We start from the raw sequence: 16,021 nt of genomic DNA, 5'->3' as shown, positions 1-16,021 counted from the left end.
TGGGCCAAATTTATTTAATGTTTAACTAGTCCCTATTTTTTATGGGACACTAATGAATGGCGGTATTGTCGATTTAGATTTTATTGATGACGAGCGTAATAAAGAGTTTTGGAGCTGGTATCTTACCGATTGTATCAAAACTGCTTGTTCAGATGACAGGCTGCCATATCCCGCTTCAACAAGCAAAGTAACACCGTCTGCCAAATACATTCCTTATCGTACACAACTAAATCTTTGGAAAGATGATGAAAAATGCTGTGCTTATGTAAACAGCATCAAGGAAATTTTGGCTAAAATGGTGGCTTATGCCCAGTGGAGTAAATGTGATTTTTACTGTTATACCGTTGAAAACACATCTTATACTAAGATTTACTATTACAGGGGAAACGAGCCAGTTCAATTTCGTCTTGGTATTAATGTTACAATACACCTTTCAGGAAAAATAGAAAAACTCAAAGACCTGATGTATTCCTTATGCCCGCAAGAGGGGGCTTTCTATCTATGTAAAATAACAATAGACAAAGGCAATAATATGGATATAAGATTTGGTTACGATACGAGATATGAAGAACTGAAAAAGGTATTCCGCGATAGTGATTTTAGCGAAGATTTCAGTAAATATCCACGGGCGGAAAAGTTCATTCCTGATTGGTTGGCGGATATACTGAAAAGGAAAAGAATAAGTTTCTAACCAACTTGGTAGCTTTAAAAGAATATTTTATACATAATAATATTGTAAATATGGCAACAGGATTTAGACCTAAAAGTGAACGAATAATAGAGTTAGCCGGATATTCTTCCGAAGAACTGATGCTTCTTGCTATTGAAGCATCCAAACATCTCGGTTGGCAAGCGGGTAATATAAAAAGTGAAGAAGCTGAATTTTATACATCTGCAAGTTTGAGATCGTGGCAAGAAAAGGTAGTTCTTTCTGTAATAGACGGGAAAGACGGACAGCTTCTCGCTACAAGTGTATGTACATCCATGCAGCTCTTTGACTGGGGAAAGAACAAGCAGAACTTTGACAAACTCATAGCAGCCATGCAACAGGTGCAAAACAGTCACAATATGCCTTCAAATGTATCCAAGGCCGTAGACAACACCGCATGTGCATATACCTTAGAAGAGCAGAATACCGTACTTTCTCATATCCGTCATTTCTATGGTGGTATTAAAGGTATCACCAAAAGCATTGTCTCACCGTCTGGAGTGGAAATTCTCATCATCGAACCAACAAGCAGATTCGACTGCTATACACTGGTCACCTGTGGAGTAGGAGCTTCTGTTATACCAGTGCCGGATAAGGAAATTCCTTCGAGGTGTGAGTTTTGTATGTGTATGCCTCCAACATGGAATACGGAAGATACGTGGCCAACTGATTGGCTTCTGCGATGCGCATCATGGCTTCAGCAGGGAAATACATGGATCACGTGTGGACACTCACTATCCGATGGTACACCGTTACATGATGATACCTCCATGACATCCCTCCTGCTCACCATTCCTAAAGAACGGGATAGCGGGGCGGAAAACTGCCAACTACCCAATGGAGATTCGGTAGCCATTTATCAACTGATTCCCGTATATACAGAAGAAGTGTTATTCAAACAGGTCAATGGTATCATGCCTCTTTTGGATAAGATGAAAGACGTATCATACATTGTTGATACAGACAGAGAAAACACATGTAGAGATTTCTCTGCTTTTGAAGAAAATAAGGAGGCTTCTATGAGTATGGACGAAAAAGCGAATGCATCCTTGCGATCGCTTTTGACAATCCGTAAAGGGAATATAGCAACGCCTCTGCTTACCTATATCAATGTCGCCTTATTTGTAATCATGGCAATATGTGGAGTAAGCCTGATAGCCCCTACGGGAATATCCATCATAAAATGGGGTGCAGATTTCGGTCCTCTTACACTTACCGGTGATTGGTGGAGAACCGTTACTTGCAATTTCATCCATATAGGAGTAATTCATATACTTATGAATATGTACGCATTACTGTATATCGGGGTATTTCTGGAACAGCTTATCGGTGGAAGAAGGCTTATAAGTGCTTATCTTCTGACAGGATTGTTTTCGGCTCTTGCCAGCCTGACCATACATCCGGAAATCATAAGTGCCGGGGCTTCCGGTTCAATATTCGGACTTTATGGCATATTTCTTTCCTATCTGATATTTCATCACAAGATAGAAAAAGGACAACGTAAATCCCTGTTGTACAGTATCGGTTTCTTTGTTTTCTATAACCTTACATCCGGTATAAGGGTGGAAAACATAGACAATGCCGCCCATATTGGTGGACTTATATCCGGAGTCGTATTAGGTATCCTATATCTGCTGACCGACCGATATGCGGTGAAAAAGTCTTCACCCCTTTGTATCTCACTCACAGAAATTTCTTTTGTGTTAATCTTCGCTTTTCTTTTTGCGGGACAGACATCCAATCTGCCAGCAGATTTTGTGGAAATCAGAAAGATGTGGGATAATGGTACACTCGAACAATATGCGCAAAACGCTTTTTTCGAAAGAGATGCCATTGAGGCAGAATCCAATGCTTCCTTCCAGATTCCACAAAATACAACGGATGTTTCTACTTTTACCGGGAGTGAAACCGATTTAGTCAACGGAATGAAAGAATATGTCAATAGCAGTTGTGGCTTCAGTTGCCAATATCCATCAACTTGGAAAACAATAAAAAAGTCTGATACGAAGCAGATACTTCAACTTCAAGGAGATGGTGTCAATAGTTTAACCGTCAGCTACCTTAAAGCACCTTCAGAAAAAGCGATGGAACATATGCATGATCTGTTGACCAAGTCTATGGAGGAATTTCGAGTAGAAAATATAAATATTCATGGAAAAGTATTTGAAAAGGTTTCGGGGAAGATGGAATGTGCAGTAGCAGGTGGTGGAAACATCTATATAAATCAGAATATTGTTATTCATATGAATAAGAAAACATTGGAAAGTTTTATCATTGCTACTACAACGTCTGATGATAGTTCTGAATCTGAAATTTTGAAAATTGTAGAGTCTATAAAAATAAATTAGACAGCCGTAGACGTCCATGAATAGATACTTCAAAACACATACTATCTGGTATATTATTCCTTTATAAAGGATAAGGTAAAAATTTAATTCTATTTCCAGACACGGAAATATTTCCGGCGAAAAGCGGAAGTCGTTACCATATCATGGCGGTTATCTTTGTGAAATTTCAGATGGGATACATCATGGATTTATAATAAACACATTATTATGGAAACAAAATTTATCGAACAACTGGTGACAACCGCACCGGAATCACTGAGAGAAATAACCCATACGCTCCGTGTGGATGTGGAGGCGCTGTTAAAGGCAAAAAGTACAAAAAAATTTCTTGTGCTGGAACCTTACTCCCATAACACGGAGCTGTGCCGCCATATCCTGCGGCAGATGGAACAACTGCCCGAACTTCCTTCGGTATCATGCAGGGAGTATCAGCCACTGTTGATGTTGCTCTCCCTCTCCAAAGAGGTGGAGATACAGAACGACCTGCTGCACCATTTCGTCGAGCCTTACCGGAAAGCGTACCGCACGCCGGAGATGCTGTATCTATGTGAGGTGCTGTATCGTACCGGTACGCCGCAACCCCTGTACAATATGTGCAACGAGGTGTGTGACTATTTCTTTGTGGAACGGCGCAAACAGATCAGCCGACAGTACACGCCCCTCACCGAGCTGGACTTCCAGTTTGCCGAGAAACGGTTGAAGCCATTGTTTACCGCCGTCTTCCGAATGAAGGTGAACCGCTACAGTTACCGAACGCACAGCGTAGAGGAACTTGCCGGAATGTTCTGCATGAGTGTTTCGACTTTCCGTGAGAGGTTCCGCAAGATTTATCATCGCTCCGCCAACAAGTGGCTCAAAGAGCAACGCATTGAACAGATACGGAGGGACTTGAAGTATTATTACGACCGTCCGCTGATGGAGATAGCCGAGAAGAACGGGTTCGTATCTGCCAACCGTTTCTGGGAGTTCTGCATGGAGCAGATGAAGCAAAGTCCGAGCGAGCTGCATAAAGACTTGTACGATGAATTGTGCAAGGAACGCCGTTAGTTCTATCTGGGCGAATAACCATCGGTATTTTCGGCGAAAAGCGGAACAAGCATGTCAGGTAAAGCCCCTACATTGAAGCCATTTTCATACTTAAACGAAAAACATTATGAGATTATTCAATGTTACCCCTTATCTCCTGTTGCTGGGACAAGAGAACAGCAACGAGGAAACACTCTCGAAAGCCAATACAGAGTTTGTAAAGGAAGTGTATGAGCTGCAACGTGCGGAGAGCGACATCAGTATTGTCCTTTTCCAGCTGCAATACCTGAGTTGCAGGCTGGTCATCCTGCGTGAACATTACCGCACGACACAGAAGGAACATTTGATCTGTTACTCCTATATTATCGGCACGCTGACCTATCTGGAAGGGATGCAAGCCTACTGCAAGTTCGCCTATGAGATACACCCGGTCGGTCTGGTGAAAACAGCCGCACCGACGGGTGCCCCGCCGGTTATCTGGACTTCAGACGTTATCAACCTGATAGAGTTACTGTACGCCTGCCATGAACTGAAGCTGTTCAACGACGGCGATGTCACGCTGAAACGTGTAGTGGAACACGTGTGTGGGCTGCTGGGCATAGACGTGAAGAACGCCTCGAGCTACTACGCACGGATACGCAGGCGAAAGGCGGACGAACGAACCTACTTCATTGACCGCCTGCGTGAAGTGCTGCTCAAACGGATGGAAGAAGATGACGAGAAACATTACCGTAGCAGGTAAGCTGATTTCCGAAACAGACAAAATCCCCTGTAAATCATAGTCGTTTACAGGGGATTTTGTCATTTATTCAGTTCCAAGAGATGCTTGAGGGCGGGATCGTTGGCGATGCGCTCCAATTCATCGGTCACGATCCGTTTGACATCCTCCTTGATCCGGTTGTAGTTCTCCTGTACCATTTCCTTCATGTGATCCACCCCGTCATCATCCACGAAGTTGGTGATAACGGGTATCTTTTGGTATGTCTTTTCCTCTTCGGCAATTTTCTTGGCATCGACAACAATCTCACAATGGAAGATTTTTTGCTCAATCCTCTCTCCGAAGTTGTCGGCAACGGAGCCGACGAACATTCCCTGTGTCAGCCCGCTGATCTTGCTGGGTGGAATGAGACTGTCCATCTGGGTGGATATGGAGGTGGAAACGTCCTGCCGGTTGATAGAGATAGAGTGGCGTTTCTGGAGTATCTTGCCGAACCTTTCGCTGAGGGTTTTGGCTGTTTCCCCCACGACCTGCCCCGAAAAGAGGTTACCCACCGTGTTGATAATCACTTGTGCCTCCTTGTCGGTATAGTCACGGATAAGCTGGCTGAAATCCTGAAAGCCGAGTAGTACGGCGACCTTGTTACTGCGTGCGGTGGCTATCAGGTTGTCCAGTCCCTTGATGAAAATGGTAGGTAGTTCATCAATGATGATGGAGCTTTTCAGCTTACCTTTCTTATTGACAATCTTCACTATACGACTGTTGTACAGGCCGAGCGCAGCACCGTAGATTGCCTGCCGGTCGGGATTGTTGCCTATGCAGAGGATTTTCGGCTCGTCGGGGTTGTTGATGTCCAAAGAGAACTCGTCGGCGGACATCACCCAATAGAGTGCCGGTGAGATCATGCGGGACAAGGGTATCTTTGCACTGGCGATCTGACCCATGAGCTGGTCAGCGGCTCCCGCCAACCACGCATCGAGAAAGGGACTGAGGTAGTTCTCCAATTCGGGATAAGAGGACATGATGGGGAAAATCTGCTCGTAAGGCTTGTTGAGGAACTCGACGGCATGGGGGAAGGTGCAATACCTGCCGTCCTTGTACACCCGCAAGAACCAGATGATGGCGGCAAAGAGAATGGTGGGTGACTCGACAAAGAAATCACCCTGTTTCGCCGCCCACGACCGGTTGAGGTTGAGCATGATGCTGTACGAACTCTCGTAAGCATCGGAGATGTCGGTCATGAACTTCGGGTTGAGGGGGTTGCAGCGATGGCTGCGTGAGGGATCGTCGAAGTTGATGACGTAGAACTTCGGCGGCACTTTATACCCCTCCAAATGGCTGATCAGGTGATTGTAAGCAATGGTAGAGAGGTCAGGAAACTTGAAATCGTAGATATAGGCGGCATAGCCTTTCTCTATCTGCTGTTTGATATAGGAATTTACCACTGCAAAAGACTTTCCCGAACCGGGCGTTCCCAATACGATGGAGGCACGGAACGGGTTCACGACATTGATCCAGCCGTCATTCCATTTCTTGTTATAATAGAACCGTGTCGGCAGATTTACAGAATATTCATTTTCAATCAAACGGGTTTCTTGCATGAAACTTTCGTTCTCGTTATTGAATACATCGTCCATGAGATTCTGTTTGAGCAGACGGGAGATCCATACACCGGCAGCGAGTAGGCAGAGGTAACCGACGGTAAGAGTGAATATATAAAAGGCGGTGCGTGCCATTAACGGTATGGGCAGTCCGAGCAACCACCAGTTGAAAAAGAAGAGGACGAAACCAGCGAAAAGGGCTGTCCAGACATGCACCCATTTGATTTTTTCCTCCTTTACGCCTTTCGTCCCCAGACACGAGAGAGCAAGGAAGGTAACGGAGAAGAGTTTTGTCCAAAGGATGGAGCCGAACAACCCGGTCGTGCGCTGGAAGTTCAGCAGAATCCTGTCCACCACTCCGATATTGACGTTCCACTCCCGGATGGAGGGATAGCAGAACCAATAGATATTGACCACTACGAATAATACGCTGAGGGCACGCATAAAGTCCATGACTTTTGCCAGTCCACGAAGATCATCTTCTTGTGACATAATGTTGAATTTTTAAAAGTTATCGAATGAATGATTCTGTAATACGGGATCAGTCCTGACGACCGTAACGATGCTGGCGTTTCTTCTTGTCGGGTTTCAGGAGCTTGGGATGCCGGGGTACATAATTCAGTTCCGGCTCCATGCCGGAAAGCAACCCTCCCAAAACTTTCTCCCCGTTTTCGAGATCCACAACAGGAGGAACGGGTGACTGAAGTGGCGGCATGAGGTTTTGTGGCTGTTCCTGAAAGCATCCGTTGAGCATGTTTGCCGAGAACTCCTTACCCAGACGTGAGCCGTTGAGCACGGTTCGGCTGCGATGATCTATAAAGGTAACGCCGTAAATCCTGCCGGTTTCGTTGCGGCGGAGAACCAAGTCTATCTGTTCTTTTGCCAAGCGGTCACGAAAATCCCGTTCGTCCACGGACCGGCGCAGAGCGTCAACCACTAACGGTCGAATCCGTTCACGGCACGGATCGGACTTGGCTTTTGCGGTGGCTTCCCGCATCTTCTTGTCCAGTTGCTCCGCTCCTGTCATTTTGCCCAGCCAGGAGGACTTGATGGGAGTGGCTACCGTTTCGCCGTTGTTGTCCAGAGCGGTATAGAGTATGCCGTGATAGGTGCGTCCGCCCATTTCCCCCTTTACTTCTTCCATACCTATATTATACAGGGAAAGCAAGGCACGGAACTCGCCCATTGTGTGGAAGCTGTAAAGTTTGAGCAGAGGTTTGACCGTGCGGGCAATCTGTCTTTTGATGTCCCCTTTGGCTGCATCTACCGGCTTCAGCTGCCACTCTTCACCTTTCTTTTGACCTTCCGCCGGATGAAGGCCGTATTTCTGCTCCAGAAATTCGGTAATCTCTTTGCTACGGCGATGCTCGAACTTGTCAGAAACTTTCCTGCCTTCACTATCGACACGCAGGGAAACGATGTGGATATGGTGCCGGTCGATCTCCTCGTGCTTGAAAACAAGATAGGGCTGGTTGCCATAACCGAGCCGTTGCATGTATTCCCTGCCGATTTCCGCCAGTTGCTCGTCGGTCAGTATGTCGTCGGGATGCGGATTGAGGGAGATATGTATGACCGGCTTCTCGGTACGGTAATGGCTCGGCATCCATTCGAGAAGCTGCCGCATGGATTCATCCGGGCGAAAACGCCCGTCTTCGGGATAGCGAAGTAGATGCGTGGAAAGGATTTTCGCTCCGCCTTCATCGACCTTGTTCTGGTTGTAGGCCAATGCGCCGTATAGATTCTTACCCACGCTGATCTTGGCTACCATGTGAGGCGAGTTTTTGGGAAAGTTCAACAATCCGGCGGTTCAACTCCACGAGTTCAAGGGTGAGCTTTTCAAGTTTGTAGAGCAGTGCCAACGCTTTCTTCTCGGTGAAATGGATGTGTAACTCCTTGACGGCTTGGTTGTAATTTACTCCTATGGCACGGAACTGCTGAAACAGTTCCGTGAGCTTGGCTACATACTCCATTGTGGCACGGTCTGTTCGGATCACCCTGAACTCTTCGTTAAAGATCCGTGCGGCGATGAACTTGGATTTGGACAACAGGCCGGACTGCTCAAACATGGTGAGAAACCGTGCATGGCTGGCTTCGTCCAGATTGACGGTTTCACGGCGGACAGCCGGGTTCGACTTGGGTAATCTGCCCCCTTTCCCCCGTGTGTGGGAATGCTTTTTCTCGTTGTTCATATATACATTTTTTATGTGGTACAATTCCACCCGGAGGAATTGCCGCCGTTAGCTTCCCTCCCACAATTTGCGACTTCGGAGCAAATTGCAGCCCCCTGCAAGGGCAAGCGTTTTTTGCTGCAAAACGGAGTGGTGCTGCAAAAAACACAGCTTGCTATGTTCTGGTGAACATAAATCTTTCCTCTCCGAAGAGGAAAGAACGCTTTCGGGGAAAGCGGGAGTTAACGACCGGCGGGAAGCAAACGACCCATTCCCCGGTTGGATGGCGCAAAGTTAGATTGTTGTGTAATTTGTTGTATATCAACAATATTAGCCAAATTGCGCCAAATGATAGCCACTTGTACACATGGGGTGGAACAAAGGAGAAACGGGCAGTCGATGATGGCGAGATGATCGATTGGTTACCTGAACGACCAATCGGTCAGGTAACCAATCAGACGGTTAGTCATTGCAACGTTGGTGCGGTTGTCCGGCTAATCAGCCAACCAAGCGGATAACCTTTTGTTCGGACAGTTTATTTATTGTTCGGCTGTTTCCTTGGCTGGTTATCCGATAAGCAATACAATCCAGTAATATCATGTGTGGTCGAACAAGTATCCGATTGGCTAATCAGACGGATAATCTTTCGGTCGGTTGGCTGTTCATCCAGCCATTCTATGTCAGGAGCCGGCCACTCGAACCTCGCCATTTCCCAACTATGAATTTTCCCTCTTTTTCCTTTTTTATTTGCGGCGTTGATTCAAAAGTATCACTTGTAAACAAACTGCATCATGAAAAAAGAAACACTCTTTATCGCCTTTTCCACTCAAAAAGGCGGAGCAGGAAAAACAACGTTGACCGTACTGGTGGCAAGTTACTTGCACTATGTGAAAGGAATGAATGTGGCGGTAGTGGATTGCGATTACCCGCAACACAGTATTGCCGAGATGAGAAAACGTGACCTGAGAACGGTCATGGAGGACGAACATTATAAACTGATGGCGTACAAGCAACTGCAACGGATACGGAAGAAAGCCTATCCGATAGCGGAGAGTACGGCCGAGGACGCCATCACGAAAGCGGACGAACTGTTGGAAAAGATGCCGGAAACGGACATCGTGTTCTTTGACCTCCCGGGTACGGTAAACAGCACGGGCGTGCTGAACACGCTGGCGAACATGGACTATATCTTTTCCCCCATTGCTGCCGATAGGGTGGTGATGGAAAGTACACTCCGCTTTGCGAGCCGGCTGAATGATACGCTGATCGCTACGGGCAAGACGAATATCAAAGGGTTGTACCTGCTGTGGAACATGGTGGACGGTCGGGAGAAATCGGAACTGTACACGGTGTATGAACAAGTGATCAGCGAGCTGGGATTGAAAGTGCTGAATACCTTCTTGCCGGACAGCAAACGGTTCCGCCGTGAGCTGACGGGAGAACATAAGGCATTGTTCCGTTCCACGCTGTTCCCTGCGGACAGTACGCTGGTCAAAGGCAGTAATCTGAAAGAGATTACGGAAGAATTGTTGTCCATTATCAAAAAGTAGGCTATGGGAAACGAACGGAAAAAAATAAACCTGACGGACATCGACGAGAACTCCATAGTCGCCTCGTTCAAAGAAGAACGACCGGCAGACAGACAGGTGCAAGTGGCCGGAAATAAAAGACAGGCCGATGAAGAGAACGAATATGTCCGTCTGTTCATCCATGAGTCACCGGTCTGCGCACGGCTTGGCAAGACCATCTACTTGCGTAAAGAGTTCCACGAACGGATTCAGAAGATTGTCCAGACAATCGGGAACAACGAGATGTCCATATTCAGCTATGTGGACAATGTACTGGAACAACACTTTGCTACCTACCAAGACGAGATCACGAAGGAATATAAAAAACGAAGTACCGAACTGTTTTAACCCCCAGAAACCATGTCAGCAACCTTATTCTTACTTATCGGCGGCTATCTGCTGTGGATAGTCGCCTACCTCTGTTACGAGCGGAACAACCGAAGGAAAAGAGCGGAAAAAGCCGAGCAGATTCTTACCCGAATGGCGGTGGACGTAAGTGATATTTTAGGCAAAAGTACATTTTCTCTTAGCCACTCCACGCCACAAATACCCGGAAAAAATGAAAATGAAAAACCTGTAAATGAAGCCGATACTTTTGCACCGGAGAAGGAAAAGTACCCGAAAATAGTTTCCGCCGAGGAACTGGACAAACTGTTTGCCGAAGGGGATTCGATGCCGGAAGAACTGGAACTGATGGAAGATATGGATGTCCCTTTGGAGTTCCGGGAAGAACCGACTGATGATGATCCTCCGATAGACGATGACGAGCAGGACAAACGTCTGCCAGGATACACACCGCAAGCTACGGGCATCCGCTTCGAGGACATGGGACTGGCGGTACGTGTAGCGGTCAGTGGTGAAGCAGCCAGTGAAGAGGAAAGGCTTCAGGCCGGAAAGACGCTGGCAGAGCTTCGTAACACCCCGATGTTCGACCAGTTGACCTCCGGTGATGCAGAACGTGAGGAACGGATCGGCTCGCTGATAGAGTTACACCTTACGGCATACCGCAGACGGAGCTGCCCGGACAGCGAATCGGCGACAGAAACCATACCGGATACTTTTTCCCTCAGTGATATTGTCTAACGAATAAAGTAAAATGTACATGAAGGAAAGAGATTACGGATAGCCCACCTATTTATTTCCCACGAGAAAACCCCAAACAAATTTAATTAACAACAGGACACGGCGGGTTCTTCTACCGTCGTGCTCCACATTTCAAATCCAATTATTTTATGAATACGAAAAGACTTGTATTCGTGGCGGTTATACTGATCGCTACAGGCTCGCTCTATGCGCAAGGGAATGGTTCAGCCGGTATCACAGAAGCGACCAAGATGGTCACGAGCTATTTCGATCCGGGTACGAAATTGTGTTATGCCATCGGAGCCGTGATTGGCTTGGTCGGCGGGATTAAAGTATACAATAAGTTTAGTTCCGGCGATCCGGATGTGAGCAAGGTGGCATCCTCTTGGTTCGGTGCGTGCATCTTTTTGATTGTCGCCGCCACTATCCTGCGTTCGTTCTTCCTCTAAGGGATAGATTCACCTATATATAATAATGTATATGGATTATGAACTGAACAAGGGGATCGGCGAGAGTGCGGAGTTCAAGGGACTCAAGGCACAATACCTTTTTATTTTTGCCGGCGGGCTGCTGGCCCTGTTCGTGCTGTTTGTCATTCTCTATATGGCCGGAATCGGTCAATGGCTCTGCATCGCTTTCGGTGTAACGTCCGCCTCCGCATTGGTCTGGCTGACATTTCACTTGAACGGCAAGTTCGGAGAACATGGGCTGATGAAGCTGTTGGCCAAGAAACAGCATCCCCGCTACCTGATCAACCGAATCAGTCCCCGAAAGTTATTCACGATTAAAAAGAAGAATGTATGCGGAACACACTAAAAGCTGCCACATTGGAAAGCAAGTTTCCGCTTCTCGCTGTCGAAGCGGACTGTATCATTTCCAAAGATGCGGACATCACCGCCGTCTTTGAGGTGGAGCTGCCCGAACTCTTCACGGTGACGGCGGCAGAGTATGAGGCTATCCATGCGGCATGGGCAAAGGCTATCAAGGTACTGCCCAATTATACGGTGGTACATAAGCAGGATTGGTTTATCCGGGAGGATTACCGCAGCCAGACAGACAAGGAGAATTTAAGTTTCCTTTCCCGAAGTTACGAGCTGCACTTCAATGAGCGACCTTTCCTGAACCATAAATGCTATCTGTACCTGACCAAGACAACGAAAGAGCGCATGAGGATGCAGAGCAATTTCTCTTCGCTGTGCAGAGGATTCATCATCCCCAAAGAGGTGGACAAAGATACTACCGCCCATTTTCTGGATACGGTGGGGCAATTCGCCCGGATCGTAAACGATACGGGACTGGTGCGTCTAAGACGGCTCGGCGGTGATGAGATTACCGGTACGGAGGATAAGACCGGACTGGTGGAGAAGTATTTCTGTCTGTCAATGGCAGATACCACTACGCTGGAAGACATCGAACTCGGAGATGATGGCCTGCGTGTCGGTGACAAGCACGTTTCGGTGCATACGCTCTCGGAACTGGATGCGTTGCCTAACAAGGTGGGTACGGACTGCCGGTATGAGCGATTATCAACGGACAAAAGCGACTGCAAGCTGTCATTCGCCAGTCCGGTAGGTCTGCTACTCTCGTGCAATCATCTATACAACCAGTACGTTTTTCTGGATGACAGCGGCGAGAACCTGCAACGTTTTGAGAAGAGCGCACGCAACATGCAGTCGCTCTCGAAGTACTCACGGAGCAACCAGATTAATAAAGAGTGGATTGACCTGTACCTGAATGACGCACATTCGTTCGGGCTTACCTCGGTACGTGCCCACTGCAACATTATCGCATGGACGGACAACCCGATGGAGGTGAAGAACATGCGCAATGACGTGGGCAGTCAGATCGCCATGATGGAATGCAAGCCACGCCATAACACGGTGGACGCCGCTACGCTGTATTGGGCGGCGATGCCGGGAAATGGTGCGGACTTCCCGGCGGAGGAGAGTTTCTACACGTTCATCGAACAGGCTCTCTGTTTCTGGGTGGAAGAAACGAACTACCGCAGCTCAGTGTCACCTTTCGGGCTGAAGATGTCAGACCGCATCAGCGGGAAACCGCTGCACGTGGACATTTCCGACCTGCCGATGAAACGTGGCGTAACTACCAACCGTAATAATACCCTATATTTTTACCATTTTTATATTGTTTGAGTTTGTATATAAATAACTGATATTTAGAGATTATTAGGAAAATGATTTGGCTTTTGATTTGCTGTTTTTTCCGATAATCTCTATTTTTGTATGCAAATCGTATGTACAAAATAGACGTATAACAATAAACAAGGCAGCCTATGTTCAAGTATTCAAAAGATGGAATATCCGTACTATCGGTACTGGATGCACGTAGGGCGAAGAAAAGCGGTCTGTTCCCTGTCAAGATACAAGTGATACACAACCGCAAGCAGAAATATTATTCCACCGGAAAGGAATTGTCCAAAGAGGACTGGGAAATCCTTGCCGAAAGCAAGAGCCGCAGACTGATTGAGATACGGGCAAGCGTGGAAAACAGTTTCTCCATCATAAAAAGCCAAGTGGAAGCCCTTGCGGAACGTGGGGACTTCTGTTTCGATGCGCTCAGCATGAGGTTGGGCAGGTGTACGGGTACAACCCTTAACACAGCCATACAGGGGAAAATAGACGCATTCAAACTCAACGGGCAGGTAAATTCCTATTATAACTACCGCAGCACGTTGAAAAGCATAGAACGGTTCGCAGGCGGCAGCGTGCCGTTCTCTGCGGTTTCTGCGGACTGGCTGTCACGCCTTGACAAGTTCCTGCGGAACGAGGGCAAGACCGTCACCACCATAAATTTCTATATGAAAGCCCTTAAATGCGTGGTGAATGACGCAAGACGCAACGGGATTTTAAAAGAAGCCCAATACCCGTTCGGCAGGGGGAAGTACGAGATTCCGAGCGGCAACAGCCGAAAGTTAGCCTTGACGATGGAACAGATAAAAAAAGTCGTGACATACAAGGGCAGCAAGACCGTTGAGAAGTACCGGGATTTTTGGTTTTTCTCCTACCTGTGCAACGGTATCAATTTCAGGGATATGCTTTTCTTGCGGTATGGAAACATCGTGGACGGTGAAATCTGCTTTGTACGCTCCAAGACATCGCACACGTCCAACCATATACGGGAAATAAGGGCGGTACTCACTCCCGAAATGCGGGATATTATAAAACGGTGGGGAAACCCTGACGATGGGAAACCCGATACTTTCCTGTTCAAGTACGCCAGAGAAACGGAGGACGAATTTGTCATTTCCAATATTGTCAGACGGGTAACGCACCGTTGCAACATCGCTTTGGCTAAAATAGCCCAAGCTGTCGGTGTCCCCCGTTTCACGACCTATTCCGCCCGGCATTCCTATGCGACTGTCTTAAAACGCAGCGGAACGAACATCGCTTACATATCCGAGAGTTTGGGGCATTCAAGCCTTGCCATCACGGAGAACTACCTCGCCAGTTTCGAGCAGGAGGAGCGGATAAGGAATGCGCAGTTATTAACCAAATTCGATTGAGCCATGCCGAACAAGAAAACCAAGACAGTGAAGATTAGACACCTTGAATGTTTCAGTGCCATTTACGGGGAACTGGCGCAGAATCCCGAATACGCAGGCTACGAAATAGAAGAAGCCGTACTGCAAGTGAAATCATATATTCCCCCTACTGTTAAAGACGTGGACAAGGCGATAGAGAAAATAAGGTTCAGCCATGCCACCCGTAAATACAAGTACCCCGTATTCGAGGGCAGGGAACTGATAGACCAAAAGACATTGGCGAAAATGGCGGGCGTGAGCAGGCAGACCGTAGCCCGGTGGGAGGAACTCGGTTTCATATCCCGTTCGAACATAGGGCTGTCGGGAAACAAATATTTCGTAATAAAAGAAGTCGTTTCCCAACTTGAAAGGTTAAAGGATGTGAAATAGCGGCATTCGCATAATCACTTAACATACATAGGACAAACGGTGTGTTGGAAGGACAAAATCACCAATACATCGTTTGTCCCTTTTTTTATCCCGCTCCAATCTTGCCGGATGTCCTGCATTGTCCCAAGTTGTCCGGTCTGTGTCAAGTGATTAGTAATTGAATAATCGGTTTCTTTTATTCTTCCTTTGCGGCATCAACCGGTTGCAACGGCTATGACGGTAGCCAAGTAATAACTAAAAAAGGAAGAAAATATGACGAACATTATTCTGACAACGCCCGAAGAACTCCGGGCTATCGTGAGCGAAACCGTTTCCCAGTCATTGGCAGGATTCACCCAGCCGAGGAACGAACCCGACAACCTCACGCCCGATGTGGCGGTAGAGGTGCTGGAACGACACGGTTTTCTGATTTCAAAGGCACGGCTCTACAAGCTGACCGCAAAAAAGGAAGTGCCGTTCCGCAAATACGGGAACAAATTGCTTTTCTCACGGAAAGAGCTTCTCACGTGGGCGGAAAACCTTGCAAAAAGGGTGAACGACAAGGACGAGGCGGCACTCGCCATCGCCAAGAGCGCAAACCGGAAAATCCGTAACTATGGAAAATAAGAGGAAAGAAGAAGCCGGGCAGGGTGTTACCATGCAGAAAGAGGATTTCGCAGCCCTTTGGAAAACCATTCATTTAAAGGTGACGGACACTTACGAAGTGCCGCCCGAAATACTCTGGGTGAACGGCTCTACCATTGGCACGCTGGGTAATTTCAGCGCATCCACAGGCAAAGCCAAGAGCAAAAAGACATTCAATATTTCCGCCATTGTTGCGGCAGCGTTGAAGAATGACGAGGTACTGAAGTATTCGGCATACCTGCCAC

17 protein-coding genes and 2 pseudogenes are annotated in these 16,021 nt (G+C 47.3%); 15 read left to right on the top strand and 4 right to left on the bottom strand.

Annotation, left to right across the window (positions count from 1 at the left end):
- The first annotated feature begins 52 nt into the window (after window positions 1–52).
- The 4 genes from E5342_RS17405 to E5342_RS17390 all read left to right on the top strand — a co-directional run bounded on the left by E5342_RS17405 (window position 53) and on the right by E5342_RS17390 (window position 4,825).
- Window positions 53–691 (top strand): hypothetical protein, encoded by a 639-nt coding sequence (locus E5342_RS17405; protein ID WP_135959921.1) that lies wholly within the window; start codon window positions 53–55, stop codon window positions 689–691.
- 50 nt (window positions 692–741) lie between these two features.
- Entirely contained in the window at window positions 742–3,057 is a 2,316-nt protein-coding gene (locus tag E5342_RS17400; protein WP_135959920.1) for a rhomboid family intramembrane serine protease, read from the top strand.
- 207 nt (window positions 3,058–3,264) lie between these two features.
- The gene (locus E5342_RS17395; protein WP_135959919.1) at window positions 3,265–4,104 is read left to right on the top strand and encodes a helix-turn-helix transcriptional regulator; all 840 of its coding nucleotides are present in this window, start codon (window positions 3,265–3,267) and stop codon (window positions 4,102–4,104) included.
- A 106-nt stretch (window positions 4,105–4,210) separates the two neighbouring features.
- Window positions 4,211–4,825, top strand: a complete 615-nt coding sequence (locus E5342_RS17390; RefSeq protein ID WP_135959918.1) for an RteC domain-containing protein — start codon at window positions 4,211–4,213, stop codon at window positions 4,823–4,825.
- 59 nt (window positions 4,826–4,884) lie between these two features.
- Here E5342_RS17390 and mobC read toward each other — a convergent pair whose 3' ends face one another.
- Genes mobC through mobA form a run of 3 tightly spaced genes read right to left on the bottom strand, consistent with a single transcriptional unit; the run spans window position 4,885 to window position 8,591 of the window.
- Window positions 4,885–6,897, bottom strand: a complete 2,013-nt coding sequence (gene mobC / locus E5342_RS17385; protein ID WP_168354515.1) for a conjugal transfer protein MobC — start codon at window positions 6,895–6,897, stop codon at window positions 4,885–4,887.
- Between the two features lie 46 nt (window positions 6,898–6,943).
- Window positions 6,944–8,170, bottom strand: coding sequence for a conjugal transfer protein MobB (gene mobB, locus E5342_RS17380; protein WP_135959916.1), 1,227 nt, complete (start codon window positions 8,168–8,170; stop codon window positions 6,944–6,946).
- Window positions 8,145–8,591: a conjugal transfer protein MobA gene (gene mobA, locus E5342_RS17375; protein ID WP_135959922.1), complete on the bottom strand. Its 447-nt coding sequence runs from the start codon at window positions 8,589–8,591 to the stop codon at window positions 8,145–8,147. The genes mobB and mobA overlap by 26 nt, the downstream gene beginning before the upstream one ends.
- A gap of 338 nt (window positions 8,592–8,929) precedes the next feature.
- Between mobA and E5342_RS19430 the strand changes: the two genes are divergently transcribed.
- On the top strand, window positions 8,930–9,088 hold the full coding sequence (locus E5342_RS19430) for a hypothetical protein (RefSeq protein WP_168354514.1): 159 nt from the start codon (window positions 8,930–8,932) through the stop codon (window positions 9,086–9,088).
- A gap of 17 nt (window positions 9,089–9,105) precedes the next feature.
- On the opposite strand, the gene E5342_RS19425 is transcribed toward E5342_RS19430, so the two are convergent.
- Window positions 9,106–9,279 (bottom strand): hypothetical protein, encoded by a 174-nt coding sequence (locus E5342_RS19425; RefSeq protein WP_168354513.1) that lies wholly within the window; start codon window positions 9,277–9,279, stop codon window positions 9,106–9,108.
- Window positions 9,280–9,361: 82 nt separating this feature from the next.
- On the opposite strand from E5342_RS19425, the gene E5342_RS17365 reads away from it, so the two are divergent.
- From E5342_RS17365 to E5342_RS17320, 10 genes and pseudogenes are all read left to right on the top strand, one after another.
- Window positions 9,362–10,120, top strand: a complete 759-nt coding sequence (locus E5342_RS17365) for a ParA family protein (protein WP_135959915.1) — start codon at window positions 9,362–9,364, stop codon at window positions 10,118–10,120.
- 3 nt (window positions 10,121–10,123) lie between these two features.
- Window positions 10,124–10,486, top strand: a complete 363-nt coding sequence (locus E5342_RS17360; RefSeq protein WP_135959914.1) for a DUF3408 domain-containing protein — start codon at window positions 10,124–10,126, stop codon at window positions 10,484–10,486.
- 12 nt (window positions 10,487–10,498) lie between these two features.
- Window positions 10,499–11,221 carry a conjugal transfer protein gene (locus tag E5342_RS17355; RefSeq protein ID WP_135959913.1) on the top strand — a complete coding sequence of 241 codons (723 nt, stop codon included), beginning with the start codon at window positions 10,499–10,501 and terminating at the stop codon, window positions 11,219–11,221.
- A gap of 149 nt (window positions 11,222–11,370) precedes the next feature.
- Window positions 11,371–11,670 carry a DUF4134 domain-containing protein gene (locus E5342_RS17350; RefSeq protein WP_024986817.1) on the top strand — a complete coding sequence of 100 codons (300 nt, stop codon included), beginning with the start codon at window positions 11,371–11,373 and terminating at the stop codon, window positions 11,668–11,670.
- Window positions 11,671–11,701: 31 nt separating this feature from the next.
- Window positions 11,702–12,037, top strand: coding sequence for a DUF4133 domain-containing protein (locus E5342_RS17345; RefSeq protein WP_135959912.1), 336 nt, complete (start codon window positions 11,702–11,704; stop codon window positions 12,035–12,037).
- A pseudogene (locus tag E5342_RS17340) lies at window positions 12,022–13,338 on the top strand (TraG family conjugative transposon ATPase); the annotation flags it as partial. The gene E5342_RS17345 and the pseudogene E5342_RS17340, both read left to right, overlap by 16 nt.
- Window positions 13,339–13,514: 176 nt before the next feature.
- Entirely contained in the window at window positions 13,515–14,744 is a 1,230-nt protein-coding gene (locus tag E5342_RS17335; protein ID WP_007656426.1) for a site-specific integrase, read from the top strand.
- A 3-nt stretch (window positions 14,745–14,747) separates the two neighbouring features.
- The gene (locus E5342_RS17330; RefSeq protein ID WP_118421078.1) at window positions 14,748–15,152 is read left to right on the top strand and encodes a helix-turn-helix domain-containing protein; all 405 of its coding nucleotides are present in this window, start codon (window positions 14,748–14,750) and stop codon (window positions 15,150–15,152) included.
- A gap of 252 nt (window positions 15,153–15,404) precedes the next feature.
- On the top strand, window positions 15,405–15,758 hold the full coding sequence (locus E5342_RS17325) for a helix-turn-helix domain-containing protein (protein WP_005856071.1): 354 nt from the start codon (window positions 15,405–15,407) through the stop codon (window positions 15,756–15,758).
- Window positions 15,748–16,021: pseudogene (locus tag E5342_RS17320) on the top strand (AAA family ATPase); the annotation flags it as partial. The gene E5342_RS17325 and the pseudogene E5342_RS17320, both read left to right, overlap by 11 nt.

The sequence above is a fragment of the Parabacteroides distasonis genome (assembly GCF_004793765.1).
Classification (GTDB): domain Bacteria; phylum Bacteroidota; class Bacteroidia; order Bacteroidales; family Tannerellaceae; genus Parabacteroides; species Parabacteroides distasonis_A.
This window is presented reverse-complemented; position numbering and strand designations above follow the sequence as displayed.